At 66.8% G+C, this 23,658-nt stretch carries 22 protein-coding genes; 13 read left to right on the plus strand and 9 right to left on the minus strand.

Features of this window, described 5'->3' with window-relative positions; all coding sequences use genetic code 11:
* The first annotated feature begins 58 nt into the window (after window positions 1-58).
* On the plus strand, window positions 59-1,375 hold the full coding sequence (locus ACFE87_RS19035; RefSeq protein ID WP_375461229.1) for an MFS transporter: 1,317 nt from the start codon (window positions 59-61) through the stop codon (window positions 1,373-1,375).
* 12 nt (window positions 1,376-1,387) lie between these two features.
* Window positions 1,388-2,587, plus strand: coding sequence for a serine hydrolase domain-containing protein (locus ACFE87_RS19040; RefSeq protein WP_375461230.1), 1,200 nt, complete (start codon window positions 1,388-1,390; stop codon window positions 2,585-2,587).
* A gap of 3 nt (window positions 2,588-2,590) precedes the next feature.
* On the opposite strand, the gene ACFE87_RS19045 is transcribed toward ACFE87_RS19040, so the two are convergent.
* Entirely contained in the window at window positions 2,591-3,607 is a 1,017-nt protein-coding gene (locus ACFE87_RS19045) for a Ku protein (RefSeq protein WP_375461231.1), read from the minus strand.
* A gap of 182 nt (window positions 3,608-3,789) precedes the next feature.
* Between ACFE87_RS19045 and ACFE87_RS19050 the strand changes: the two genes are divergently transcribed.
* On the plus strand, window positions 3,790-5,109 hold the full coding sequence (locus ACFE87_RS19050; RefSeq protein ID WP_375461232.1) for an adenylate/guanylate cyclase domain-containing protein: 1,320 nt from the start codon (window positions 3,790-3,792) through the stop codon (window positions 5,107-5,109).
* Here the strand turns inward: ACFE87_RS19050 and ACFE87_RS19055 are convergent.
* Window positions 5,093-6,793, minus strand: a complete 1,701-nt coding sequence (locus ACFE87_RS19055) for a pilus assembly protein TadG-related protein (protein WP_375461233.1) — start codon at window positions 6,791-6,793, stop codon at window positions 5,093-5,095. The two genes, ACFE87_RS19050 and ACFE87_RS19055, sit on opposite strands and share 17 nt — an antisense overlap.
* A gap of 217 nt (window positions 6,794-7,010) precedes the next feature.
* On the opposite strand from ACFE87_RS19055, the gene ACFE87_RS19060 reads away from it, so the two are divergent.
* Window positions 7,011-8,585, plus strand: a complete 1,575-nt coding sequence (locus ACFE87_RS19060) for a putative bifunctional diguanylate cyclase/phosphodiesterase (protein ID WP_375461234.1) — start codon at window positions 7,011-7,013, stop codon at window positions 8,583-8,585.
* 12 nt (window positions 8,586-8,597) lie between these two features.
* Here ACFE87_RS19060 and ACFE87_RS19065 read toward each other — a convergent pair whose 3' ends face one another.
* Entirely contained in the window at window positions 8,598-8,804 is a 207-nt protein-coding gene (locus ACFE87_RS19065; protein WP_375461235.1) for a hypothetical protein, read from the minus strand.
* 196 nt (window positions 8,805-9,000) lie between these two features.
* On the opposite strand from ACFE87_RS19065, the gene ACFE87_RS19070 reads away from it, so the two are divergent.
* Window positions 9,001-10,200 (plus strand): O-succinylhomoserine sulfhydrylase, encoded by a 1,200-nt coding sequence (locus ACFE87_RS19070; protein WP_375461236.1) that lies wholly within the window; start codon window positions 9,001-9,003, stop codon window positions 10,198-10,200.
* A gap of 17 nt (window positions 10,201-10,217) precedes the next feature.
* Here ACFE87_RS19070 and ACFE87_RS19075 read toward each other — a convergent pair whose 3' ends face one another.
* A complete protein-coding gene (locus ACFE87_RS19075) occupies window positions 10,218-11,489 on the minus strand; it encodes a cation:proton antiporter (RefSeq protein WP_375461237.1) in 1,272 nt (423 codons plus the stop codon).
* A gap of 253 nt (window positions 11,490-11,742) precedes the next feature.
* Between ACFE87_RS19075 and ACFE87_RS19080 the strand changes: the two genes are divergently transcribed.
* The 5 genes from ACFE87_RS19080 to ACFE87_RS19100 all read left to right on the plus strand — a co-directional run bounded on the left by ACFE87_RS19080 (window position 11,743) and on the right by ACFE87_RS19100 (window position 16,508).
* On the plus strand, window positions 11,743-12,996 hold the full coding sequence (locus ACFE87_RS19080) for an ABC transporter substrate-binding protein (protein ID WP_375461238.1): 1,254 nt from the start codon (window positions 11,743-11,745) through the stop codon (window positions 12,994-12,996).
* Window positions 12,997-13,179: 183 nt separating this feature from the next.
* Complete coding sequence (locus ACFE87_RS19085) at window positions 13,180-14,058, plus strand: branched-chain amino acid ABC transporter permease (RefSeq protein ID WP_375461239.1); 879 nt, start codon at window positions 13,180-13,182, stop codon at window positions 14,056-14,058.
* Entirely contained in the window at window positions 14,058-15,071 is a 1,014-nt protein-coding gene (locus ACFE87_RS19090) for a branched-chain amino acid ABC transporter permease (RefSeq protein ID WP_375461240.1), read from the plus strand. Before ACFE87_RS19085 ends, ACFE87_RS19090 begins: the two co-directional genes overlap by 1 nt.
* A gap of 11 nt (window positions 15,072-15,082) precedes the next feature.
* Window positions 15,083-15,811 (plus strand): ABC transporter ATP-binding protein, encoded by a 729-nt coding sequence (locus ACFE87_RS19095; RefSeq protein WP_375461248.1) that lies wholly within the window; start codon window positions 15,083-15,085, stop codon window positions 15,809-15,811.
* Window positions 15,804-16,508 carry an ABC transporter ATP-binding protein gene (locus ACFE87_RS19100; protein WP_375461249.1) on the plus strand — a complete coding sequence of 235 codons (705 nt, stop codon included), beginning with the start codon at window positions 15,804-15,806 and terminating at the stop codon, window positions 16,506-16,508. The genes ACFE87_RS19095 and ACFE87_RS19100 overlap by 8 nt, the downstream gene beginning before the upstream one ends.
* 33 nt (window positions 16,509-16,541) lie before the next feature.
* Here ACFE87_RS19100 and ACFE87_RS19105 read toward each other — a convergent pair whose 3' ends face one another.
* The 5 genes from ACFE87_RS19105 to ACFE87_RS19125 all read right to left on the minus strand — a co-directional run bounded on the left by ACFE87_RS19105 (window position 16,542) and on the right by ACFE87_RS19125 (window position 20,395).
* Window positions 16,542-16,742: a hypothetical protein gene (locus ACFE87_RS19105; RefSeq protein WP_375461241.1), complete on the minus strand. Its 201-nt coding sequence runs from the start codon at window positions 16,740-16,742 to the stop codon at window positions 16,542-16,544.
* Window positions 16,743-16,837: 95 nt separating this feature from the next.
* Window positions 16,838-17,125, minus strand: a complete 288-nt coding sequence (locus ACFE87_RS19110; RefSeq protein WP_375461242.1) for a hypothetical protein — start codon at window positions 17,123-17,125, stop codon at window positions 16,838-16,840.
* Window positions 17,126-17,214: 89 nt separating this feature from the next.
* Window positions 17,215-18,234: an aldose epimerase family protein gene (locus tag ACFE87_RS19115; protein ID WP_375461243.1), complete on the minus strand. Its 1,020-nt coding sequence runs from the start codon at window positions 18,232-18,234 to the stop codon at window positions 17,215-17,217.
* Window positions 18,231-19,121, minus strand: coding sequence for an SMP-30/gluconolactonase/LRE family protein (locus ACFE87_RS19120; RefSeq protein ID WP_375461244.1), 891 nt, complete (start codon window positions 19,119-19,121; stop codon window positions 18,231-18,233). The genes ACFE87_RS19115 and ACFE87_RS19120 overlap by 4 nt, the downstream gene beginning before the upstream one ends.
* A gap of 86 nt (window positions 19,122-19,207) precedes the next feature.
* Window positions 19,208-20,395: an amidase gene (locus ACFE87_RS19125; protein WP_375461245.1), complete on the minus strand. Its 1,188-nt coding sequence runs from the start codon at window positions 20,393-20,395 to the stop codon at window positions 19,208-19,210.
* Window positions 20,396-20,551: 156 nt separating this feature from the next.
* On the opposite strand from ACFE87_RS19125, the gene ACFE87_RS19130 reads away from it, so the two are divergent.
* The 3 genes from ACFE87_RS19130 to ACFE87_RS19140 form a co-directional block, all read left to right on the plus strand.
* Window positions 20,552-21,628, plus strand: a complete 1,077-nt coding sequence (locus ACFE87_RS19130; protein ID WP_375461246.1) for a branched-chain amino acid ABC transporter permease — start codon at window positions 20,552-20,554, stop codon at window positions 21,626-21,628.
* A gap of 107 nt (window positions 21,629-21,735) precedes the next feature.
* Window positions 21,736-23,055 carry an ABC transporter substrate-binding protein gene (locus ACFE87_RS19135; protein WP_375461247.1) on the plus strand — a complete coding sequence of 440 codons (1,320 nt, stop codon included), beginning with the start codon at window positions 21,736-21,738 and terminating at the stop codon, window positions 23,053-23,055.
* Window positions 23,056-23,149: 94 nt separating this feature from the next.
* Window positions 23,150-23,658, plus strand: a 509-nt coding sequence (locus ACFE87_RS19140; RefSeq protein ID WP_375461250.1) for an ABC transporter ATP-binding protein, incomplete at its 3' end; no start/stop codon positions are given.

The following is a 23,658-nucleotide window of genomic DNA, read 5'->3' on the forward strand; positions in this document are numbered from 1 at the left end:
TGCACCGGCCTCTCTCGCAAGCCGCCGCCCGCTCTGATAGTCCGACCGCAGAACGCGAGTGTCAGACGACGCCATGATGATGGGGGGAAGGGCCAAGCCGGGTTCCGCGGCGCGCGAGACGTCGCGCGACCTTCGGCCAGAGCCGGACGGGCGGGCCTCCTGGCTGCGCCTCGCCATCGCGGTTGCGATGGTCACCGTCGGCGGGTCCGGGATGTGGTGCGTCGTCGTCGCGCTGCCCGCCGTCCAGGCGGAATTCGGCGTCGACCGCAGCGCCGCCTCCCTCCCCTATACCCTCCTGATGATCGGCATCGCGGCCGGCGGGATGATGCTCGGCCGGCTGTCGGACCGGTTCGGCATCGTGCCCGTGTCCTTCGGAGGCGGCGCACTTCTCGCGCTCGGCTTCGTGCTGTCCGGCCTGGCGCCCAACCTCGCCACCTTCGCGCTCGTCCACGGGCTCCTGATCGGGATCGGCTGCTCGGCGAGCTTCGGGCCGATCATGGCCGACATCTCCTTCTGGTTCATCCGGCGGCGCGGGATCGCGGTCGCGATCGTGGCGTCCGGCAACTACGTCGCGGGCGCGATCTGGCCGCCGGTGGTCCAGCATCTGATCGGAGCGATCGGCTGGCGCCAGACGCTGATGTGCGTCGGCGCCGTATGCCTCTGCACATTGTTGCCGCTGGCGCTGGCGCTCGGCCGTCACCCGACGCGGCCGCTTCCCTCGCTGCCGCCGGTCGCTGGGTCAGGTGCCGCGAGGGCCGAGATACAGCCGTCCGCCGGCTTGCGGCCCGGCCTCGTGCAGACCCTGCTCGTGATTGCCGGGATCAGCTGCTGCGTCGCGATGTCGATGCCTCAGGTCCACATCGTCGCCTATTGCGGTGACCTCGGCTACGGGCCCGCCAAGGGGGCCGAGATGCTGTCCCTGATGCTCGGCTTCGGCATCATCTCGCGCGTCGCATCGGGCTTCGTGGCGGACCGGATCGGCGGCCTCCTGACGCTGCTCGTCGGATCCGCCCTGCAATGCGTGGCGCTCGTCCTCTACATGCTCTTCGACAGCCTCGCCTCGCTCTACGTGATCTCGATCCTGTTCGGGCTGTTCCAGGGCGGGATCGTGCCGAGTTATGCCATCATCGTTCGGGAGCTGTTTCCGGCGAGCGAAGCCGGCCAGCGGGTCGGGATGTGCATCGCGGCGACGCTCGTCGGGATGGCACTCGGAGGCTGGCTCTCGGGCTGGATCTTCGACCTCACCGGCTCGTACCACGCCGCATTCGGCAACGGCGTCGCCTGGAATGTGGTGAACCAGGCGATCATCCTGTTCCTGATCATGCGCTTCACCTTCCGGCCGGCCGTCCTCCGACCGGCCCCGGCGGCGGCCTGAGAGACCTCGACGATGATCCCCGACGCGGCTGCCATCTCCGATACCCTCGCTTTGGCCCGGCCCGAGGATGTCGGCATGTCGCGCGAGCGGCTCGGTCGCATCGGCCTCCGGCTCGAGGCGGATATCGCAAGAGGGATCCTGCCGGGCGCGGTGGCGCTGGTTGCGCGTCGCGGGCGGGTCGTCCTGTTCAAGGCCTATGGACGGCGCGATCCCCAGGGCGACGGGCCGATGCAGCTCGACACCCTGTTCCGCATCTATTCGATGACGAAGCCCATCGTCTCCGTCGCGCTGATGATGCTGGTGGAAGAGGGGCGTCTCACCCTCGCCGATCCGCTCTCCGCCCATATCCCGGCCTTCTCGGAGATGGTGGTCGCGACCGCCTCGGGAGACACCGTTCCGGCCTCCCGGCCGATCACGATCCACGACCTCCTGCGACACACGTCGGGACTGACCTATGAATGGCTGGTGCCGGGGCCCGTGACGGACGCCTATCTGGCCGCGGGGGCGGGCCGGCGGACGCAGACCAACGCGGAGCAGGCCGCTGTTCTCGCCCGGCTGCCGCTCCTCGCGCATCCGGGACTTTCTTGGGATTACAGCCGCTCGACCGACGTCATCGGCCGCGTGATCGAGATCGTGTCCGGCCAGACGCTCGGTGCCTATCTCGCGGAGCGCCTCTTCGCCCCGCTCGGGATGATGGAAACCGGGTTCCACGTGCCGCCGGACTACCACGGCCGCATCGCCGAGCCGTTCCCGGTCGATCCCGATTCCGGCGAGCCGGTGCAGGTCCTCGATGTCACCCGCCCGCCCCCGCTCGAGAATGGGGGCGGTGGCCTCGTCTCGACCGCAGCGGACTACGCGCGCTTCCTACATATGATCGCGAGCGGCGGAACACTGGACGGGGCCCGCATCCTATCGGCGAATACGCTCCGCTTCATGATGGCCGACCATCTCGCGCCGGACGTCCGAAGCGGATCCGCTCTCCTGCCGGAGGGCTACGGTTTCGGCCTCGGCTTCGCGGTCCGGCGTGCAGCCGGTCACGCGCCCTTTCCGGGTTCCGCGGGCGATGCCTATTGGCTCGGCCTTGCCGGGACGAACTTCTGGTACGACCCGGCCGAGCAGCTCTATGCGATCCTGATGGTCCAGGCCCCGGGCCGGCGCGACTATTGCCGCGACACGTTCCGGAGCCTCGTCTACGGGGCGGTCGCCGAATAGGCCTCAGCCGGCGCGCCGCAAGCGGCCGGAACTCGCCGGCGCCCGTCGCGCTGCGCTCGCGGCCGGCTTGGCCGCCTCGGCTTTTGCGGTCGCCGGTTTCGCGGATGACACCTTGGCGGCGGCCTTCGCGGCCAGTGCCGCCTTCTCCGCCGGGCGGGCAGCGCTCTTCCGTGCCGGCTTGGCAACCTCGGCCGCGGTCTCTTCGCCGCGGCCGCTCTCGGGCTTGCCGCCGGTAGCCTCCGCATCGCCCGCGATGCTCTTCCGCAGGGCGTCCATGAGGCTCACGACATTGCTGGGTTTCGCACTTGCGGCCGGGCTGCTGACGGGCCGGTTCTCGCGCTTCGCCTCGATCAACTCGAGCAGTGCGTTCTGGTAGCGATCCTCGAACTTGCCCGGATCGAAATGGGCCAGCTTGCGGCCGATGATGTGTGTGGCGAGATCGAGCATCTCCTCCGGCACCTCGACATCCTTGATGCCGTCGAAATAATCCTCGTCGTCCCGCACCTCGTATTTGTAGCGCAGGGTCGTGGCGGCGAGGCCCTTGCCGCGCGGCTCGAGCAGGATCGGGCGCTCGCGGCGATACAGCACCACGCGGCCGATGCCGACCACGTTCTTCTCCCGCATCGCCTCGCGGATGACAGCGAAGGCTTCCTCACCCATCTTGCCGTCGGGCGACAGATAATAGGGCGTGTCGAGATAGGCCTCGTCGATCTCGTCACGGGGTACGAAGGCCTCGATGTCGATCGTGTGGCTCGACTCGATCGCGACCTTCTCGATCTCGTCCTCTTCGACCAGGACGTATTCGTTCTTGGCGACCTGGTAGCCCTTGACCTGATCCTCGCTCTCGACCGCCTCGTCGGTCTCCGGATCGATCAGCTTCCGGCGCAGGCGGTTGCCGGTCTCGCGGTGGAGGAGATGGAAGGCGACCCGGTCCTTGGTGGAGGTCGCCGGAAACAATTGCACCGGGCAGGAGACGAGCGAGAGCTTGAGATAGCCCTTCCAATTCGAACGTGCCGCCATCGAGGAACTCCGTACGCGCGGCCACACACTAACGGCCCCGACTCAACGACTCCTTTCGGGCGGAGTCGTTCCGGGATCGCGTCGCCGATTCGGCAAGATTCTCCCGCAAGCCGGATTCCGCCGCGCTCGCGCGGTCCGGGCTCGCGCTTGCGCCATCCCGATCAGGGGTTCACACGACGCGGATGTCCGTCCCTGAACCTTCGGCGGCCCCGCCCTCCTCGGGCCTGCCGCCCAGCTCCTTCGCCGATGGCAACGAGGTCTGCCTCGTGCCGCGAGATTGCCTGCCCGAGGCGGTCGGAATCCGGGATTGGCTCCTCGGCACCGCCGCCCGCTCGGATCACCAGGAACTTCTGGCCGGTTTCGCCGAACGGCTGAACGGGCTCGGGATCCCGGTCGACCGTCTCACGACCGCGATCGACGCCCTCCACTCGGAATATTCCGGCATCGGCCGGATCTGGATCCGGGGCGAGGGATCGAGCTTCCGCCTCTTCCCGCACGGACAGGCTTCCGACGATGTCTTCGCCCGCTCGCCCTTCGCGATCGTCCAGCGCACCGGCGAATGGATGAATCTCGACCTCGATGCGACCGCGGACGACGCTTTCGGGATCATTCCCGAGCTGAAGGAGGCCGGGTACCGGCAATATCTCGCGATCCCGCTCGTCTTCACGAACGGGACGCAGAACGGCATCACGCTCGCGACCCGGAAGGCTGGCGCCTTCGACGAGCGGGCCTGCAACCTCCTGCGCTTCCTCGTGCCGACCCTCGCGGCCGCAATCGAGATGCGGTCCGTCAATCAGCGCCTGGACAACGTCCTTCGGATCTATGTCGGCGACGAGCCTCATCGGGCGATCCTGTCCGGCGCGATCCGGCGTGGACAGGTCAGCCGTATCCGGTCGGCGATCCTCTTCGCCGACATGCGCGGCTACACCCGCATCACCTCCGCCCTGTCGCCCGAGGCGGCGGTCGAGCTTCTGAACGGCTTCTTCGACTGCCTGGTCCCGCCGATCGAACAGGAGGGCGGCGAGGTGCTGAAATATATGGGGGACGGCCTGCTCGCGATCTTCCGCGACCGGGGCGACGATACCGGCGGGAGCGCGCAGGCGGCCTTGAATGCCGCCATCAATGCGCTCGTCCGGCTCGATCAGGGAAATGCAGAGGATCTGTTTCCCGAGACCATCGGCGCCGGGATCGCGCTCCATTACGGCGAGGCCGCCTACGGCAATGTCGGGTCCGGGACTCGGCTCGACTTCACGGTCATCGGACCCGACGTCAATCTCGCCTCAAGGATCGCGCGACTGAACAAGGTCTTGGGCGAGCCCCTCCTGATGTCCCGGGCCTTCGCCGACCACCTCTGGGGCGATCCCGAGCCGCTCGGGTCGCACGAACTCGATGGCTTCGACGGGCACGTACCCGTATTCCGACTGAGGCAGAATCCGGGCTCCTCGGGCGCCGCCGCTCCGCGGCCGGAAGCCGAGACGGCGCTTCTCAGTTCGTCAGCCTGAGAGCGCCGATATCGGCTGCGATTTTCTTGAAGACGGCCTGGAGCGCGGTTGAATCGTTCGCCACGTAGGCGCGATCGGCCGAGCCGGCGCATGTGCGCAGCATGTCGATGCTCTGCTGGCTGATCGGAGAGCCCGTGGCGCTGAAACCGACCGTATAGACGACGACATTGCTCGGGGACGTCGCCGCGTTGCGGCACCCCTCCAGCGTCAGCGCATCCATGGCGGCGCGCGCATGCGCATCGCTGGTCGGGTTGGCGTTGGCCGGCGGGAGACGGCTATTCGGGCCGATCCCGTCGCCATTCCGGAAGTACCCGTAGGCGGAGTAGAGGGATTTCGCGGACGGGCTCGTCGGATTCGACGTCCAGGTGTTGTCTCCGTCGGTCATCAGGACGATGACCTTGTTGTTGTTCGCCTTGTTGTAGGCCGCCGCGTCGCTCGCGAACACGCTGGACGGGGAGACGGTGCGCCATCCCCACATGAAACCCTCGTGGATATCGGTATTCCCGTTCGGCTGCATCTGGGAGATCTCGGACAGCAGGGTGGCAGTGTTCGAGGTGAGGCGGGTCAAGGGCCTCGTCGTGCAGCTCGCATTGGGACCCGTCGTGTACGCGCCGTTGCTCGTCCTGGCATTGCGGATTTCGACGTACTTGCAGGGTCGTCCGAAACGAGCGTTCTCGTCGGTGGTGGCGGGGCACGAGCCGCTCCCGCTCTGGTCGTCGATATAGCTGTTCGTCGAGATGACGTAGTTTCCCGCCGCATCCTTGTGCGCGAGTTCGCCGCCGGCGCCGCTCTCGTCGGGGGCCAGCATGGGCACGAAGTAACTGTTCGGATCTGATGGGGTCGGCGTGCCGTCGCGGACATTCAGAGGATAGGTCAGGGACTCGAGGCAGCCCGCCCAGTCCCAAGAGAAATGCGCCGTTTTCAGCTGGTCGAAGGCCACAAAGCGGTTGGTCGCCCCGACTGCGCGGGCCGCGGTCGTTCCGCCCTGGACGAAATTCCAATGATGCGTCGCGTTGCCGGCCTGATCGATCCAGCTCGCGTTCCGATAGGTCGACGGGTTGACGGCCACGGCGGCAGCGAAGGGGACGATCGAGATCTTCGTCCCCGTCGCCATGACCGAGCTCGAATAGACCGAGTTGACGAAGGAGGTGGCGGCGGACTTCAACGCCTCGATCTTCGTCTGCGCCCCGGCGGAGGCCGACATGGATCCCGTGTTGTCGAGGACCAAGGCGATCTCGAAGGTCTGCGGTTCCCCGAAACATCTAGCATGGGCCTCGACCGGGACCTGAGCGAACCGGGTCCCGAAGGCCTTTACGATGGCGGTCGGGAACATGGCCTTGGTGGTGATGTCGACCGAGCGCGGGTTGTTGGAGAGGGTCAGCGACTCGACCGTGTAGGCGGTCGTGCCCAGGTAGCCGGGCAGCATCTTGTTCGCTTCGACGAGGAGCTGCGACTCCGTGGGATTCCCGCTCACCTGGCAGAGCTGAAGACCGGCGGCGTCGGTCGCCCGCTGAAGATGGGCCTTCAGGTTCGAGGCACCCGAATAGTCGACCGCCGCCCCGACCAGGAACGTCATGGGAGCAATCGAGAGCGCGAACAGGACGGCGACCGTGCCCCGGCTATCCCGCCACTCACTCAGGCGCGCGAGGCCTCTCTTGAATGCACCATCGAGAGATGCCGACACGCCGCTGCTCCGGTCCGCGCCCGACGGGCGCTCCGGCCAAAGATGCCCCGGCAGGTCTTAACATTGCGCCAACCTGTTCCGGCACGTCTCAGCCTTGGGCACGTCTCCACCCCTTCTACCGCGGACACACTTCTCTCAAGTCGCGACGTCTCGTTTACGGCCGGCAAAGGCTTCGCAGGCCATGAATGCCTTGGGCCCTTCGGTTCGGAGTGACGGCATGAGACTGACGGGCGAGGCGGAGGAACCCGACAGCTGGCACAAGGGCGAGCTCTACGAGGGGCTGTGCCTGGTCGGCATCGCACAATGCCTCTGGTTGATCGGCAGTACGCTCGACGTCTTTCCGGCGCTTCAGGGCTTCGTCCTGGAACACGGGCTGTCGAACGTCATCGTCCTTGGATTTTTCATGAGCTTCGCGATCGCGATCGCGTCCGTCGTGAAGTCCGTCCGTCTGCGGCGCGAGATCACGGCGCGACGGAGCGCCGAGACGGCGGCGCAGTCGATCGCCCGCCGCGACGTCCTGACCGGATTGCCGAACCGTCGCATGCTGGCTGAGACCATTTCGAGCCACATCGCCGGCAAGCCCAGAGGAGCGGTGTTCCTGATCGACCTCGACCGGTTCAAGCCCGTGAACGACGTCTACGGTCACGCGGCAGGGGACGCGGTCCTGTGCGAGATTGCGGACCGGCTGCGCGAAGTGCTGCCCCGGGACGCCATGGCGGCCCGGCTCGGTGGCGATGAATTCGCGGCCTTTTTCCCGGGCGACGCCTCGAACGACGACCTCATGCGTCTCGCCCAACAGATGATCCATCGGTTGTCCGATGCCGTCGCGTGGCAGAACTCGCACCTCACGGTCGGGGCAACGCTCGGGATTGCCTGCATCCCGCAAGACGGCGCGGATGCGGAGGCGGTCTTGCGGTCTGCCGATATCGCCATGTACCGCGCCAAGCGCGAAGGACGTGGCACCTACCGCTTCTTCGAACAGGCCATGGACGAGGAGTTGCAGGCCCGCCTGTCACTGGAATCGTCGCTCCGGGGCGCGATCGCGGCCGGCGACATCCGCCCGCATTACCAGCCGCTGGTTGCCTTGCCCGAGCACACGCTGCTCGGCTTCGAGGTTCTTGCCCGCTGGTATCATCCCGAACGGGGCATCGTTCCGCCTAACGTGTTCATCCCGATCGCGGAGGATACGGGCCTCGTCACGGAACTGTGCTACGCTCTCCTAAGGCAGGCCTGCCTCGATGCGAGGTCCTGGCCGGCCCATCTTGGTCTCGCGATCAACATCTCGCCCGTCCAGTTCAAGGACGGGCTGCTCGCGCCGCGGCTGCTCGCCATCCTGCGGGAGACGGGCTTCCCGGCGAAGCGGCTCGAGGTCGAGATCACCGAGACCGCGCTCACGGACGATTTCGATGTCGCCCGCACGACCCTTGGCCTGCTGCAGGCGGCCGGGGTCTCGGTGGCGCTCGACGATTTCGGGACCGGCTATTCCAGCCTCTATCACCTGCGCGAGATGCGGTTCGACAAGATCAAGATCGACCGCTCCTTCGTGCAGTCGCTCGGCGGAGACGAGGAGAGCGCGAAGATCATCAGCGCCATCCTGGGCCTCGGACGATCTCTCGGCATCCTCACCACGGCTGAAGGAATCGAGAGCACCGACAACTCCGCCTGGCTTGCCGAAATGGGCTGTACGACCGGACAGGGTTTCCTGTTCGGCGCACCCGTTCCGGCAAGTCAGGTCGATGCGATGCTAAAGCTCGAACCGCCCGAGGCCGACGCGCAGCGCGCGGCAGCCTGACGGAGCGGCGTCTCAGACGAAGTGGCGCTCGATCTGACGCTCGAGCGCGTCCGTGATCCGCCCGCCGCGTCCCTCAATGAAGCGGGCGACCTCACGCTCGGCCTGCCGCATGCGGGCTTCCTGAAGCAGCGTGAAGAAGCGGGCGAAAGCTCCAGGGCGCTTGTCGGCGCGCTCGGTGGGAGCCAGAAAATGGCTGAGTTGTGCAGAAACCGCGGGCATGATTCTCTCCAGAGAACGTGACGCGGGCGTTTCCCGTTGTGTTGCAATGCAACATAATCCAGATCCAGTTTGCAACAATACGTTGCACCGCAGCATTGTCCTGCGCTGCCTGCATGGCTTGACGGTTTGTTAAACAATCGTATGACTCAGGGACATGCAGCTTGGCGCATCCGCGGGCAGCCCACAACTTCCGACCATGACCGACCCTCTCGCTCGACCTGATCGCCATCTCGAGACGCGGCTCGTCCACGAGGGCTCGTTTCGCTCCGAATTCGGGGAAACCTCGGAAGCCCTCTTCCTCACTCAGGGGCATGTCTACGCGAGCGCCGAACAGGCTGAACGCCGATTCACCGGCGATGATCCGGGCTATCAATATGCCCGCTTCTCGAACCCGACAGTCGCCATGTTCGAGGCCCGCATGGCCTCGCTCGAGAGGGCCGAGGCGGCTCGCGCGACCGCGACCGGAATGGCTGCGGTGACGGCGGCGCTGGTGGGCCAGGTCCGGGCCGGCGACCACGTGGTCGCCGCCCGTGCGCTGTTCGGCTCCTGCCGCTATGTGGTGGAGGAATTTCTGCCGAGATTCGGCGTGGCCTCCACCCTCGTCGACGGACGCGATCTCGCGGCCTGGGAGAAGGCCGTCCGGCCGGAGACCAAGACCTTCTTCCTGGAAAGCCCGGCAAACCCGACGCTCGACCTCGTCGACATCGCAGGCGTCGCCCGGATCGCCCGCCAGGCCGGCGCCACACTCGTCGTCGACAACGTTTTCGCGACGGCGCTCTACCAGCGGCCCCTCGAACTCGGGGCCGATTGCGTCGTCTATTCGGCCACCAAGCATATCGACGGGCAGGGCCGCTGCCTCGGGGGCGTGATCCTGTCGTCACAGGATTTCATCGAGAAGCACGTCCAGACCTACCTGCGGCAGACCGGCCCGGCGATGTCCCCGTTCAATGCCTGGGTTCTCCTGAAAAGCCTCGAGACGCTGCCGCTCCGGGTGGAGCGGCAGACGCGCAGCGCCGGCCTGATCGCCGACCGGCTCGCCGATCATCCGGGGGTGGCGCGCCTGATCTATCCGGGCCGGCCGGATCATCCGCAGGCGGAGCTCGTCCGACGCCAGATGACGGGGGCCTCGAACCTGATCGCAATCGAGATCGTGGGCGGTAAGGCGGGCGCGTTCCGGTTCCTGAACGCGCTCCGGCTCGTCCTGATTTCGAACAATCTCGGGGATGCGAAGAGCCTGGTCACCCACCCGGCCACGACGACGCATCAGCGTTTCAAGCCCGAGGAGCGCACCGCCATGGGGATCGGAGAGGGTCTCGTCCGCCTCTCGGTCGGGCTCGAACACCCGGACGACCTGCTTCGGGATCTCGAGGAAGCGTTGTCTGCCGTCTCCGTCTGACCGACGAACCGAGACGCCTAGGTCTCGAGCTTGAACTCGAGCTGAGCGGTCTCCGTATCCCGCCCACTCCGCCGATCGAGCATGGCGAGGATGGGTGTCACGGTCACGCCGTGCAGCAGAACCGACAGCAGGATCGTGACGCTCGCCGTTGCCAGGATCAGGCCGGGATTCGCGAACGACGCATGCCCGAGCGCATAGGCGAGATAATAGATCGTCCCGAGACCGCGGATCCCGAAGAAGCTGATCACGGCCCGTTCGCTCCAGGGCCGTCCCGAGCCGACGAGGCTCAACCAGCCCGTCACCGGCCGCACGACGAAGATCGCGAGCAGCGCGAACACGACACCGCCGAAAGTCAGTCCGGCGAGAAGGCCACCCGCCGCGACTGCCGCTCCGAGCATCACGAGCAACACCATCATGAGCAACCGCTCGAGTTCCTCCATGAAGTCGTGCAGCTTGCGATGGAAGTCGTGATCACGCTCGGTTCCCCGCAGCGCCAGCGCGGAGACGAAGACGGCCAGGAACCCGTAGCCATGGGCCAGTTCCGTCACGCCATAGGCGAAACAGGTGATGCCGAGCGCGACGAAGCCGGCCCCGGAGCGCGAGAGGCGCGAGCGAACCGGGAGGTGAAATGTCAGCCATCCGAGAGCGCGTCCGACGATGAAACCGATGGCGACCCCGGCCGACAGCTTCCAGGCCACGGCGACGAGCGCCCATTCCCCGAACTGCCGAGGGCCCCAACCTTCCGTCGCCAGACCGATGGCCAGCAGCACGAACGGAAATGACAGGCCGTCATTGAGGCCGGCCTCGGAGGTCAGCGCGAAGCGGGTTTCGTCTTCGCCTCCCTCGCTCGGTGGGCCGACCTGAACGTCGCTCGCCAGAACCGGGTCGGTCGGCGCCAAGGCGGCAGCGAGAAGCAATGCACTCGCAACGCCGAGCCCCAGCATGCTCCAGCCGACAACGGCGAGCGCCGCGATGGTGAGCGGCATCGCGATCCCGAGGAGGCGCCACGTCAGGATCCATCGCCCCCAGCCCACCTGGCGATCGAGCTTCAGCCCGGCTCCCATGAGGGCGATGATCACGACGAATTCAGACGCCCGCTCCACGAGGGCCAGTTCAAACGGCGTCGAGAGCGTGAGCCGCGGCACGCCCGGCAGGAACGAGAGCCCGGCTCCCGCCGCGATGCAGAAGATCGGCAGGGACAGCGGCATCCGACGGAGCACCATCGGGAGCCAGGCGGTCAGCAGGATGAGCGCGCCAAGCCCAGCGAGCACGATGGTGTAGGGAAGCATCGCGCCGGGAACGCAGGCTGCGGACGCCAGTTCCGCCGATCCACGTCACAACCTCGTGGCATGTCGGCTCGGGTGTGGCTCGGCCCCGCTCTTGCATAGCCCGTTCACCGGGAAGCATGATCCTGACAAAGCCGAGCCATTCGTCTCTGGAGAGCCGATGCGGCAGGCCTTGGCATTGCGTGCAGAGGCTGTTGAAATGAAGGACGAACCCGCCGCACGGACGTGCGGGACGCGTCCAGGAGAGGGGAATTCCATGCTGTCACGTCGGAGGTTTGTCCAAGCTACCGCGATTGCCGCTGCATCGCTGTCCGGCGCGGCACGCGCCCAGGCCACCAAGGAAGTCGTGATCGGCGCGCTCTACCCGCTATCCGGCGCGAGCGCGCAGATCGGCGTCGACGCCAAGACCGCCTTCGAGACGGCGGTGGAGATCATCAACAACGCCCAGGCCGATATGGACCTGCCGCTGGCCAAGGATGCCGGCCTGTCGGGGCTCGGCGGCGCCAAGATCCGGCTGATCTTCGCCGACCACCAGGGCGACCCTCAGAAGGGCCGGGCCGAGGCCGAACGGCTCATCACGCAGGAGAAGGTCACGGCCCTGATCGGCAGCTACCAGAGCTCCGTCGCGGCCACGATCAGCCAGACCGCCGAACGCTACGGCGTGCCGTTCATGTCGGCGGACAATTCCTCGCCGAGCCTGCATCGCCGCGGCCTCAAATACTTTTTCCGGGCGGCCGCTCATGACGAGATGTTTTCGATCGTCATGTTCGACTTCCTCGACGCACTTCGAAAGAAGGGCGAGAAGATCGACACGCTCGCCCTGTTCTACGAGGACACGATCTTCGGAACCGACTCGTCGAACGTGCAACGCAAGCTGGCCGGAGAACGCGGCTACAAGCTCGTCTCGGACATCAAGTACCGGGCGAACACCCCCTCCCTGACCGCCGAGGTGCAGCAGCTGAAGGCCGGCAACGCCGACGTGCTGATGCCGTCGAGCTACACGACCGACGGCATCCTGCTCGTGAAGACGATGAGCGAACTCGGCTACAAGCCCAAAGCCATGCTCTGCCAGGCGGCCGGCTTCTCCGAACAGGCCCTCTACGACGCCGTCGGCAAGCAGATCGAGAACGTGATCACGCGCGGCTCCTTCTCGCTCGACCTCGCGGCGAAACGCCCGCTTGTTGGCAAGGTCAACGCGATGTTCAAGTCGAAGTCGAACAAGGACCTGAACGACAACACCGCGCGCGAATTCATGGCGCTCCTCATCCTCGCCGACGCGATCGACCGCGCCAAATCGACCGACGGCACCAAGGTCCGGGACGCGCTGGCGCAGACGGATATCTCCGGCGAGCGCACGATCATGCCCTGGAAGCGGGTCAAGTTCGACGAGAACGGTCAGAACAACGACGCCGACCCGGTGCTGCTGCAATACAAGGACGCGAAGTTCCTGACCGTGTTCCCGGAACAGGCCGCCGTGGCGCAGGCCGTTTGGCCGATGGGCAAGGCGTGAAGGCATCGGTGGCCTGCTTCTCCCCGTCCGAGACGGGGAGACGTCGAGTTGCGCGTCAGCGCAACCGGATGAGGGGCGAATGAGACTCCCCGTGAGCGTTGGGCTTCCTTGCCCCTCACCCGGTCGCACTGACGTGCGACTCGACCTCTCCCCGCTTTGCGGGGCGAGGCGGACCCTGTTCCCATGACCATCGAAATCGTCATCCAGGTGCTCGCCTCGGGCCTCCTCATGGGCCTGATCTACGCGCTCATCGCGGTCGGGCTGTCGCTCATCTTCGGGCTGATGGACGTGGTGAACTTCGCCCATGGCGAGTTCCTGATGCTCGCCATGTACGCGACCTTCGGGGCGGTTCTCCTCCTCGCGATCGATCCGCTCTTCCTGGCGCCCCTCGTGGTCGCCGCGCTCTTCGTCGTCGGGGCGACGGCCTATCTCGGCGTCGTACAATACGCGATGCGGGCGAAGACCAATATCGGCATGGTCCAGGTCTTCGCGACCTTCGGGCTGGCCGTCGTCATCCGCGGCGTCGCCCAGCTCCTCTTCACCGCCGATTACCGGATCGTCCCGTCCAGCCTCCTCGGCGGCAAGACGGTGTCGTTCGGCGGGGTGTTCCTGCCCTTGCCGCAACTCGTCGGCGGCCTGATCTCGGTCGCGGCCTTCGTCGGCCTCTGGCTGCTGATCTCCCGGACCGATTTCGGCAAGGCGCTCGAGGCCACCCGGGAAGATGCGGGAGCCGTCGCCCTCGTCGGCATCGACAAGAACCGCGTCTTCACGCTCGGCTGGGGGCTCGGGGCGGCGCTCGTCGGCCTTGCCGGCGCCGTGCTCGCGATCTTCTACTACATCCACCCGGATGTCGGCGCCCCATTCGCGCTCATCGCCTATGTGACGGTGGCACTCGGCGGCTTCGGCAGCGTCTTCGGCGCGCTCGCGGCCGGGATCCTGGTCGGGCTCGTCGAGGCCGCGACGGCTCTCGTCCTGCCCCCCTCGCTGAAGTCGGTCGGGATCTACGCGATGTATCTCGCCGTCGTGTTCGTGCGGCCCCGCGGCCTGTTCGGGTCGCTCTGATGGCGGCCCCTGCCCTGCCCCGTCCGCTCGTCGAGACCACCTCCGCCCATGATCGGCGCAGACGGTCCGAACTCTTCCTCTTCGCGGCTGTCCTGGTGGCGGTCGCGAGCCTGCCGTTCTTCGTGAAGGACGTCTACACGCAGAACGTCATCGTCCTCACCCTGATGTACGCCGCGCTGTCGCAGAGCTGGAACATCCTCGGCGGCTATTGCGGGCAGATCTCGCTCGGTCACGCCCTGTATTTCGGCATCGGCGCCTACACGACCTCGCTCCTCTATACGAAGCTCGGCATCCTGCCCTGGTTCGGCATGGTGGCCGGCGGGCTGATCGCAGCCGTGATCGCGCTAGCGCTCGGCTATCAGCTGTTTCGGCTGGCCGGCCATTACTTCACGATCGCGACCATCGTGATCGCGGAGGCGGGGCTGCTCCTCGTTCACAACTGGGACTGGGCCGGGGCCGCGACCGGCATCCAATGGCCGTTCACCGGCGATTCCTGGGCGAGCTTCCAGTTCGGACGCAGCAAGCTGCCTTATATCTATTTCGCGCTCGGCCTCTTCGCCGTGACCTGGCTCGTCACCTTCGTGATCGAGGGATCGCGCTGGGGCTATTGGTGGCGGGCCGTGAAGGACAATGCGGACGCAGCCCAGAGCCTTGGCGTGATGATCTTCAAGTCGAAGATGGCCGCGTCCGCCGTCTCGGCCTTCTTCACCGCCGTCGGTGGTTCTTTCTACGCGGCCTTCGTCTCCTATATCGACCCCGAGAGCGTGATGGCCTTCCAATTCTCGCTGCTGATGGCGCTCCCGGCCGTCCTCGGCGGCATCGGCACCCTCTGGGGACCGGCCCTCGGGGCCGCCATCCTGATCCCGATGACCGAGGTCACACGCTCCTATCTCGGCGGCTCCGGTCGGGGCATTGACCTCATCGTCTACGGACTCCTCATCATGGTGATCGCTCTCGCCCGGCCTCAGGGCCTCGTCAGCCTGTTCTCCCGCAGCCGGGCGCCCCGAGCGTGAGGAGCGAAGCGATCCCTCCCCTCCTGTCCATCGAGACGGTCTCCCGCCGCTTCGGCGGCCTCACGGCAGTGAGTGAGGTCTCGTTGGCGGTCGGCGCCGGCGAGATCGTCGGGCTGATCGGCCCGAACGGGGCCGGGAAATCGACCCTGTTCAATCTTATTGCGGGAGCGATCCCGGTCTCCTCCGGGACGATCCGCTTCGAAGGCGAGGACATCACCGGCCTCTCGGCCCCGGACCGCTGCCGGCGCGGCATCGCCCGCACCTTCCAGGTCGTGAAGGGCTTCGATTCGATGAGCGTGCTCGACAATGTCGTGGTCGGCGCGCTCGTTCGGCATCCGCAGGCCGGGCGGGCCCGGGCCAAAGCTGCCGAGATACTCGACTTCGCCGGGCTCGCGTCGCGTGCCGGAGCGCCGGCGGGCGACCTGACTCCCCCGGAGAAGCGGAGGCTCGAGGTGGCGCGCGCCCTCGCCACGGAGCCCAAACTGCTTCTCCTCGACGAGGTGATGACCGGCCTCACCCCGACCGAGGCCCAGCGTGGCGTCGAACTCGTCCGCCGCGTGCGGGAGACCGGCGTGACGGTGTTGATGGTCGAGCACGTGATGGAGATCGTCATGCCGCTCGTCGACCGGGCCTTCGTCCTCCATCTCGGCCGCGAACTCGCCCATGGCAAACCGGCCGAGGTCGCCGTCGATCCGGGCGTGATCTCGGCCTATCTCGGGGACCGTCGCCGTGCTGCTTGAAGTCCGTGACCTGACGACGGCCTATCAGGGCCTCGTCGCGATCCAGGGTATCTCGTTGGATGTGGCCGAGGGCGAGATCGTGGCGGTGGCCGGCGCGAACGGCGCCGGCAAGTCGACCTTGTTGAAATCCATCGCCGGCGCGGAGCGCTCGCGCTCCGGTTCGATCAGCTTCGACGGGGAGCGGATCGAGACACGCCCCGGTCACCTCATCACGAAGGCCGGCATCGCCTACGTCCCGGAGAACCGGCGGCTCTTCCCGCGCCTGTCGGTCCGCGACAACCTTCGGCTCGGTTCATATCTGTTCCGAGGCCAAGCCGACCGCCACGAGCCGCTTGAACGTGTCTTCCGGCTGTTTCCGCGCCTCGAGGAACGGCTTCAACAGCGGGCCGAGACCCTGTCTGGGGGCGAGCAGCAGATGCTGGCGATCTCCCGGGCCCTGATGACCCGCCCTCGCCTGCTCATGCTCGACGAGCCATCACAGGGTATCGCGCCAAAACTCGTTGACGAAATCTTCGACGCGGTGGTGACCATCCGGGCCGCCGGGACCACAATCCTCATCGTCGAGCAGCGCCTCTCCGAGGTCCTGGCCATCGCCGACCGGGGCTACGTGCTACAAACCGGCCGCGTCGTCATCTCGGGGTCCGCTCAGGAGATCCTGGACCACACGGATGTCAGAAAGGCGTATCTCGGGGTCTAGGCCGCTTGGCAATCGACCGTTCGCCGACCTGAGTCAGGCCGCCTCGTGTTCCCAGCAGAATTCACGCAGGCGCGCCGGCTGAGGCTCGAAGCCCATTGAATGGGCGGAACCGCTGGGCCGGACCTCGAATGCCTTCCAGTTGAGAGGCGCAGCAGCCGGAACCTCCAGGACGTCCCGCAAGAAGTCCATACCTTCGGCGTCGGTCAGGAGAGCATTGGCGTCGAGGTGAGGCATCACGGGCTCCCGAACAAGGGGGCGGCACTGACAGGAGAAACGCCGCTTCTTAGGAATGGTTCAAAAACGATTTCGGCATGATGTCGTGCATTGTTTCAAAGCGGATCAGGCATTCGCCCGGGTACAGCCAGGAACCGCTCCACGTCCCGGCCCTCGGCCGTAACAGCGACCCGGCCCGGCTGGAACTCTGCGTCCGGGCTCCCTGCCGCGAAGACCGTCCACTTCGGCCGGGACGCTTTCCTGCCGTCGACCGGCTTATTGACGTCGAGGCGATCACCCTTCGACGACCGGCGCCCGCCGGGCGGATCCCGGTTCTCCGTCGCCGTGACCAGCGCGACCGCCAGTGCTGCACTCAGACAGGCGATCTTGACGAGACCACGCATCCTGCTCTCCGAGGCCTCTCACGGACCTTCGGGGATGGTTGTTGCATTTGGCAAAGCCGGCGACCGTGCGGCGGCACACACCGTGGGGGTCACGGCCCAGCGAGCGAGAACCGCCACTCCGTTACCTGGCGGGAGACCTCACCCGTCCTCAGGGTACAGGCCGGAAAATGGGCATGATTCGGAGCATTCGGGAAACGCTGCGTCTCGAGCGCGATCCCGGCATTGCGTCTGTAGGGTTGGTGATCGAGACCTGACGCGACGTCGCTGATCTGGTTGCCGTCATAGACCTGCAGGCCGATCTCCGTGGTCCAGAGATCCATGGCGACGCCGGACACGGGCGACGACAGTCTGGCGGCCTTGGCCAGAAACGCCTCGGCGGCCCGCTCGCGCCGGATCACCAGAAGAGCGTCGAGGTCGAAGGCGGGGCCGGGATGCCGGATCGGCCGCTCTCGGCGAAAGTCGAACGGCGTTCCGGCCACCGAGGCGACCTCGCCCGTCGGAATCAGTTCGGCATCGGTCCGCAGGAAGAAGTCGGCCGCCAGTTCCAGTCGGTGATCCCGGGCATCCGGCGAGCCGTCGAGGTTGAAATAGGTGTGGCTCGTGAGGTTCACGGGCGTCGGCTCGTCGGCGAAGGCCTGAAGCGAGAGCCGCAAGATCGCGGGCGCGGCGATTTCGTAGGTCGCGAAGACATGCAGCCGGCCAGGATATCCCATGTCCCCGGCCTCCGAGACGAGCGCCAGATGTGCCCGCCGCGTATCGTGCGACACGAGCGACCAGACCCGCCGCCCGAAGCCAGCGGGGCCGCCGTGCAATGCGTGGCCGTTCTCGTTCGGCACGAGGATGAACTCGCGGCCGCCGAGCCGGAAGCGGGCCTGCCCGATGCGGTTCGCGTAACGCCCGACGACCGCGCCGAAATTCGCCGGCGAGGCCACGTAATCCTCGAGCCGGTTCCAGCCGAGGACGGCCCGTTGTCGCGCCGCTCTCCCGGGCACGGAGAGGTCGCGCAGGACCGCGCCCCAGGTGATGATCTTCGCCTCGATCCCGTCAGCCGCGAGCGTGACCTCGACGACCTCCTGGTCGCCCGCCCGGCCGAAGGGCCGGACGCTCATCGCAGTCCGACCCGGACGGGTTCCGCCGCGATTCCCCGAATGCCGGGCTCGAAGACGAAGAGGTCGCCCGCCATGGGGTCGGTCTCGCGGTCGCGGTCCCGCGCCGCGGTCGTCACATAGGCGGTCGCGAGATCCGGGCCTCCGAAGGCCAGTTTGGTCACCTGGGCGGTCGGCACCGGCACGATCAGGACGGGCTCGCCCTCCGGCGAAAAACGCGTGATGCGGCTGCCCCCGAAATGGCAGATCCAGACATGGGACTCCGCGTCGACCGTGATCCCGTCCGGATGTCCGTCCCCCGGCCGGAACGTCACGAAATCCTCGGCCGGACCCGGCCTGCCGTCAGGCCCGATCGCGTGCCGGTAGACATGCCCCTCCGAGGTATTCGCGGCATAGAGGACGCCGCGGACAGGATCGACCGTCGGCCCGTTGGTCACGATCGCATGTCCGCCGAAGCGGGAAAGGCCCCGCTCCGACCAATAATAGAAGGATCCGGTCGGCATCCGCTCGGTATCGTTCATCGTGCCGAGATAGACCGAGCCGTCCGGCCCCACTCCGGCGTCGTTCAGGCGGTTGCCCGGGAGATCGGGTTCGGGGCTGAGGATCATCTCTGGCGCGCCCCCCGAGACACGGAGGCGGGCCAGGCCCGTTTTCAGGCCCAAGACCAGTTGGTCCGGATCGGGTGTGAGGAGAACGAAGCCGACCCGCTCGCCGACCAGGCGCCGTTGCGCCTCGGCCTCGCCGTCCGGCTGCCACGACCAGAGCGCCCCGCCGTCGATGTCGACCCAATAGAGGGTCGCCGAGCGCGGGTCCCAGATCGGTCCTTCGCCCAGGATGCAGTTCGCAGCGACGGCGACCCGCGGCCGCTCCGGAAAGACCCGCACCGTCATGGTTCTGAGACCCTCCCGGACCGCCCGGTCCTGCACCGGGATCGAACTCTGGCTCCCGGCGTCCGTTCCGTCCGTCGAAGGCCGCCTCAGCAGGCCGACGCGATGCGTGTCGCGAGCCGGACCAGGCTGAGGTCCGAGCCGGCCGGTCCGACGATCGAGATGCCGAGGGGCGCGCCGAGCCGGGAGGCCAGCGGCATCGTGATCTGGGGCACGCCGGAGAGGCCGGACAGGCACAGCATGTTGATGGCCTTGTTGCGGTAGCTCTCGAGTTCGTCTTCGCTGGAGGTGAGGAGCGGCGCGACGTCCGGCATCGTCGGCAGGATCATCAGTCCGTCCGAGCCGAGCAGGTCCTGCATCTCGGACCGATATGCCGTCCGGACAAGCTCCGCGTCCGCGACCTCGTGATCCGTAACGTCGCGGCTATAGGCGAAGCGTTCGGCGACCCCGGTCCCGAGCGGCATCCGGTAGCGCTCGATGACGGGCCCGTCCGTGATCCAGGCCTCACGACCCTGTAGGCGTCGGAAGGCCCAATAGAGCGGCTCGAAGCCCCCCCGTGCAGACTCGACCAGCCGGGCCTCGCCGAACAGGCCCTCGATCCGCTTCACGATAGGGGCCAGCACCGCCCGGACCTCGGTGTCCAACATCGCGAAGATGTCGGCGGCGAGGATGAGGCGGGGCCGTTCGGGAAGCGGCTGCGGGTCCGGACCGAGCATCACCTCGGCGACCCGCGAGAACGCGTCGGGCGTGCGGGCGAAGAACCCGCAGGTATCAAAGGAGGGGGCGAGGTCGAGGCAGCCGTCCAGGCTGATCCGGCCATGGCTCGGCCGGATGCCGTAGAGCCCGCAATGCGACCCCGGCGCCCTGACCGATCCGCCCGTGTCCGAGCCGAGCGCCGTGTTGCACAACCCATTCGACACGGCGGAGGCTGACCCCGAGGATGAGCCGCCCGGGATCCTGTCGGGCGCGCCGCCATTCACGGGCGTGCCGAAATGCGCGTTCTTGCCGTTCATCGAGAAGGCGAACTCGTCCGTCACCGTTTTGCCGACGAAGCGGGCTCCCGCATCGAGCAGCATCTGCACCGCCTTTGCGTTCCGGGTCTTGATCCCGGACAGCGCGAGCAAGGCCGGCGACCCGCCGCCCGTCGGGTAGCCCGCGACGTTGTAGAGGTCCTTGGCCGCGAAGGTGAGGCCCGCGAGAGGCCCCGTTTCGACCCCGGCCACCTTGGCCGGCGGGTAGGGAACGAAGGCGCGGGCGGGATCGGTCTCGAGCAGCATGGGGCCTCGGTGACGGTGAATGTGGGCGTGGAGATCCGTAGCATAGGCCGGGCCGGCTCCGCCTCAAGTCGCGGTTGACCCTCGGGCGGGCTGGGCGGCAAAGCTCGCACGTGGCAGACGAGGGGGCGTGGCCGCGGCGCCCGGGAGCGACAGCAGGTGTTCTACCGCGATGCCGGACAGTTCAAGACCGCCTACGCGGCCGACATGGCCGTGTTTCCGCTCCGGGAAGACCGGATCGGGATGGCCATCATCCTGTTCGTGGCCTTCGTGGTCCTGCCGCTGACAGGCAGCGCCTACCTCTTCAACGTCGTCTTGATCCCGTTCCTGATCTACGCGCTCGCGGCGACGGGGCTCAACATTCTGGTCGGCTATACGGGGCTTCTGTCGCTCGGCACGGCGGGCTTCATGGGCGTCGGGGCCTATGCCTGCTACAAGCTGACGACCTTCTATCCCGACGTGAACATCATCGTCTGGATCTTCGCCTCGGGGCTGTTCTCGAGCCTCGTCGGTCTCGTCTTCGGACTGCCGAGCCTCCGGATCAAGGGCTTCTACCTCGCGGTCGCGACGCTGGCCGCGCAGTTCTTCCTGTCCTGGGCCTTCCAGCGTGTGCCCTGGCTCTACAACAACAACGTGTCGGGCGCGATCGAGGTGCCGACCCGCACCGCCTTCGGCATGGCCATCACGGGACCGAACGCCTCCCCGTCCCTGCGCTACCTCGTGGTGCTCGCGATCGTGTCGCTCCTCACGCTCCTCGTCTCGAACGTGGTGCACGGCCGGATCGGCCGGATGTGGATGGCCGTCCGGGACATGGACATCGCGGCCGAGCTCATCGGCATCCGGCTCCTGCCGACGAAGCTCCTCGCCTTCGCGGTCTCGTCCTACATCTGCGGCGTGGCCGGCGCGCTCCTCGTCTTCCTCTGGTACGGTTCGGCCGAGCCGGACGTGTTCTCGATCAACCTGTCCTTCACCATCCTGTTCATGGTGATCATCGGCGGGCTCGGCTCGCTCCTCGGCTCCTTCCTGGGCGCCGGCCTGATCTACCTTCTGCCGATCGCCCTCAAGTCGTTTCTCCCCGCGATCGGGATCCACATCCAGCCCTCTTCCGTGGAGCATCTGACCTTCATGATCGTGGGCGCGCTCATCATCGTGTTCCTGATCGCCGAGCCGCATGGGCTGGCGCGATTGTGGCAGACGGCGAAGCAGAAGCTCAGGGTCTGGCCGTTCCCCTATTGAGCGGCGTCGACTAAAGTCGGGCGCTCCGCCGACGTGACCTCGTCGGGAAACTGCGGCAGAGGAAGCATAAGGCCCCAAGCGGCCAGATGAATATCCGGGAGGATCTGATGCTGAAACGTGCCCTCGCCCTCGGCGTCGTGGCCGCCGCGCTCGCCGCAGGCTCTGTCCCGGCCCCGGCACAGGAGGGGATCTACGTTCCCCTTTTCACGTATCGCACCGGCCCGTTCTCCGGCTCCGGCACGCATATCGCGAACGGCATGCGCGACTACCTCACCATGCTGAACGAGCGTGATGGCGGTATCGGCGGCGTCAAGCTGATCATCGAGGAATGCGAGACCGGCTACGACACCAAGAAGGGCGTCGAATGCTACGAGGCCGTGAAGGGCAAGAAGCCCGTCATGGTCAATCCCTGGTCGACCGGCATCACGCTGCCGCTGATCCCGAAGGCCGCCGTCGACAAGATCCCGGTCCTGTCGATGGCCTACGGCCTGTCCGCCTCCGCCGACGGCACCCGCTTCCCCTGGATCTTCAACCCGCCCAACACCTATTGGGACGGCGCGTCGATGATCATCAAGTATATCGCCAGCCAGGAGGGCGGGCTCGACAAGCTCAAGGGCAAGAAGATCGGCTACATCTATCTCGATGCCGGCTTCGGCAAGGAGCCGATCCCGCTGCTCGAGACGCTGGCCAAGGATTACGGCTTAGAATTGAAGATGTACCCGGTCGCCGCGACCGAGATGCAGAACCAGTCGTCGCAATGGCTCGGCGTCCGCCGTGACCGGCCCGACTACATGGTGATGTACGGCTGGGGGGCGCTGAACCCGACCGCCATCAAGGAGGCCGTGAAGGTCAATTACAACATGGCGAAGTTCATCTCGGTCTGGTGGCCGTCCGAGGAGGACGCGCGGGGAGCCGGCGCCGGGGCGAAGGGCTTCAAGACGCTGAACTGGCACGCCGCGAGCGCCGACTTTCCGGCGATCCGGGACATCCAGAAGCATGTGATCGGCAAGGCCGGGAGCCAGACACCGAAGGAGAGTGTCGGCGAGGTCCTTTACAACCGAGGCGTCTACAACTCGCTGCTCATCGCCGAGGGGATCGCGCAGGCGCAGAAGATCACCGGCAAGAAGATGGTCACGGGCGAGGACGTGCGGCGTGGCCTCGAGGGCATGGACCTTTCGGCGGCGCGCCTGAAGGAACTCGGATTCGAGGGTTTCGCGGATCCGATCAAGCTCAGCTGCAGCGACCATAACGGGCACAAGGCCGCCTTCATCCAGGAATTCGACGGCCAGAAATACGTGAAAGTGACCGAGCCGATCACCCCCCTGACGGAAAAGGTGCAGCCGCTCCAGGACGCGGCCGCGAAGGATTACGAGGAAAAGAATTCGGGCTGGCCGAAGCGCGCCGAGGCCTGCGACAAGAGGTCGTGAGGCGCTACGTGAAGGCCATGCCTCGTTCCCGCTCACCCCGGCGCAAGCCGGGACCCAGCAGGACGGTCGGGGCTGGGTGCCGGTCTTCCCCGGCATGAGCGGGTTGGCAGCCATCGCGCCCGTCCCCGCGACCGACACCATCCTGTCGGTCAACAACATCGAGGTGGTCTACGACCACGTCATCCTGGTCCTGAAAGGCGTCTCGCTCACGGTGCCGCAGGGCGGCATCGTCGCCCTACTCGGGGCGAACGGCGCGGGCAAGACCACGACGCTGAAGGCGATCTCGAACCTCCTTCGGGCAGAACGGGGCGACGTCACGAAAGGCTCGATCACCTTTTCGGGCGAGCGGGTCGACCGGCTCTCGCCGACCGAGGTCGTGCGTCGCGGCTGCATCCAGGTGCTCGAGGGCCGCCACTGTTTCGGCCACCTCACGATCGAGGAGAACCTGCTCACGGGCGCGTTCACGCGGCGCGACGGCAACGCCGCGATACGGCGCGACCTCGACATCATCTACGAGACCTTCCCGCGGCTCCGGCAGCGGCGCTCTGCGATGGCCGGCTACACGTCGGGCGGCGAGCAGCAGATGTGCGCGATCGGGCGCGC

The organism is uncultured Enterovirga sp. (assembly GCF_964242715.1).
In the GTDB taxonomy this organism is placed as follows: domain Bacteria; phylum Pseudomonadota; class Alphaproteobacteria; order Rhizobiales; family Beijerinckiaceae; genus Enterovirga.